We start from the raw sequence: 2,324 nt of genomic DNA on the forward strand, positions 1-2,324 counted from the left end.
CCTTGAAACGGATGATCGCGATATAAAAACCGACATACGTCAACACAAACAGCGCGCAAAACATCATGAGGATCGAAGTCTCACGCCAGAACAGCACTGCCGGCACCACAGTCAGCAAGGTAAAGCTCCAGAGATAAGGTGACGTCCGGTTGTTGCGCATCAACATGCGCCGCGACTCGTCATCGTGGAACACACCACGCACCAGGCGGCGGTAGATCAGCTGATGGAAATGCAGCGCATCAGCCACCCCGGGCGATCCGCCGCGCGCCAGCTTTCGGTAGATCGAAAAAACAGTCTCCCAGACCGGATAAATGATCAACAGCATCGGAAACCACGGCGAAACCATCTGGTGGCGCTGCACCAGCAGTATGCAGGCGAGCGCGATCACAACACCCCAGAGATAGGCACCCCCATCCCCCGCAAAAATCAGGCCACGGGGGTAATTCCACATGAGAAAACCCATGGTCGCACCTGCCAGGCAGACAACGATGGCAGCCAGCTGACGGTCACCAAGCTGAAGCGCGACATAGGCGATTGCCAGGCAGATGAGCGACGCGACGGTACCCGCCAGGCCGTTGTAGCCATCAATGATATTGAACGCGTGCGGCAAGCCGCAGAACGCGAAAAAAGCCAAGGCAACGCCGACCCAGGGAAATGACAGCAGCAGCATGTCGATTCCTGGCACACCGAGCCGCGGTAACGCCAGCCCGAACAGGCTGCACGCCAGCGCTGCGGACAGGCCCGTCAGCAACAGGCGGTAACGCACCGTCAGCCGCTGCGTGAGATCTTCATAAACGCCGCCCAGCACGGCTGGCAGCAGGACCACCACCAATTGCAGGGCGGTATGCCAGCTCATGGGCACATTTACCCGGCTGGCGGTTGTTTCAGCTATCACGCCGGCAAGCAAGCCAGCCAATAAGCCCAGCAGTATCCCGATGCCGCCGACGCGCGGTATGTTTCCCGCATGGAACCGCTGCGGTTTGCTCACGTCGTATCGGCTGGCATGCTCACGCGCCATGCGGATAACCAGCATGGAGGCGATTAGCGACACCGTGAAACTCAGACAAACCAGAAATACCATGGGGCCCCCGCTTTATTTGCCGCAATTATCAGCGCATACCCCGGCCCGCCTCCTTGCAGTTTCCTCACAGTCCTGCCAGGACCTGCCGCAACGGTGTAAATAATCCCTCACGCCGGTGTTCTACCCATGCGGCAGCAGTGGTAATATCCTGTTCACTMATTGAACAGCTGAATCATCCATTTGCTGAATTCTTCACTTCAGGAAGAAAACCACCTGCGGGTACTGCGCCTGCTGGAGGCCAATCCTCATATGAACCAGCGCGATCTCGCCAATGCGCTGGGCGTTAGCTTGGGCAAAACCAACTATTGCCTGAAAGCGCTGCTCGACAAGGGCTTCATCAAGATGCAAAGCTTCAGCCGCAGCGAAAAAAAGCTGGCTTACGCCTATCTGTTGACGCCGAACGGCATTTCCGAGAAGGCCGGCCTGACCTTGCGCTTTCTCGAACGCAAGTTGGCGGAGTACGAAAACCTCAAGGTTGAAATCGAAAACCTCAAAGTCGAAGTCACCCAGGCAAAAACCAGCACTGATCACAACCATGACTGAAACCGTCACCATCACGCCTGTCATCCTCTGCGGCGGCGCAGGCACACGGCTTTGGCCGCTGTCGCGGAAAAGCTTCCCGAAACAGTTCGTCCCGCTGATCGGCGGTAAAAGCCTGCTGCAGCTGACCCTGGAGCGGGTGGCACACGTCAACGGAGACAGCGCAACCGCGCCCGATGTGATCTGCGTCGCCTCGGAAGAACACCGATTCCTCGTCAGCGAAGCCATGCAGGCAGCTCGCGTCAAGGGCCGGATTGTGCTGGAGCCCACCGGGCGCAACACAGCGCCTGCGATGGCGCTCGCGGCGCTGCTCGCCAAACCCGGTCAAGTCCTGCTGTTTTGCCCTTCGGATCACCATATCCCCGATGTTGGGGCCTTTTCCGCCATGGTGGGCCGGGGCCTGGCGGCGGCGCTGAGCGGTGAGATCGTGACTTTTGGCGTGGTGCCGGCTTTTCCGGCAACGGCCTACGGTTATATCCAGCAAGGCGCGGAGCGCGGCGACGGTAGCGCCAAAGTCGCGCGTTTTATTGAAAAACCCGACGCAGAAAAAGCCCAGGCACTGATATTGCAGGGTGACACGCTCTGGAACGCCGGTATCTTCCTGACGCGCGCCGACACACTGATCGCGGCCCTGGAACAACATGCGCCCGACATTCTGCAAGGCTGCCGGCTGGCTGTGTCAGCGGTCGGAGAGGACCAGCAG

At 59.1% G+C, this 2,324-nt stretch carries 3 protein-coding genes; 2 read left to right on the forward strand and 1 reads right to left on the reverse strand.

The window, feature by feature from the left end; genetic code table 11:
- Positions 1-1,081, reverse strand: a 1,081-nt coding sequence (locus AC1DWI_RS20145) for an MraY family glycosyltransferase (RefSeq protein ID WP_477725571.1), incomplete at its 3' end; no start/stop codon positions are given.
- A 180-nt stretch (positions 1,082-1,261) separates the two neighbouring features.
- Between AC1DWI_RS20145 and AC1DWI_RS20150 the strand changes: the two genes are divergently transcribed.
- Positions 1,262-1,624, forward strand: a complete 363-nt coding sequence (locus AC1DWI_RS20150; RefSeq protein ID WP_457281197.1) for a MarR family EPS-associated transcriptional regulator — start codon at positions 1,262-1,264, stop codon at positions 1,622-1,624.
- Positions 1,617-2,324, forward strand: a 708-nt coding sequence (locus AC1DWI_RS20155) for a mannose-1-phosphate guanylyltransferase (protein WP_477725572.1), incomplete at its 3' end; no start/stop codon positions are given. The genes AC1DWI_RS20150 and AC1DWI_RS20155, both read left to right, overlap by 8 nt.

The sequence above is a fragment of the Polaromonas sp. P3_C2 genome (assembly GCF_056402675.1).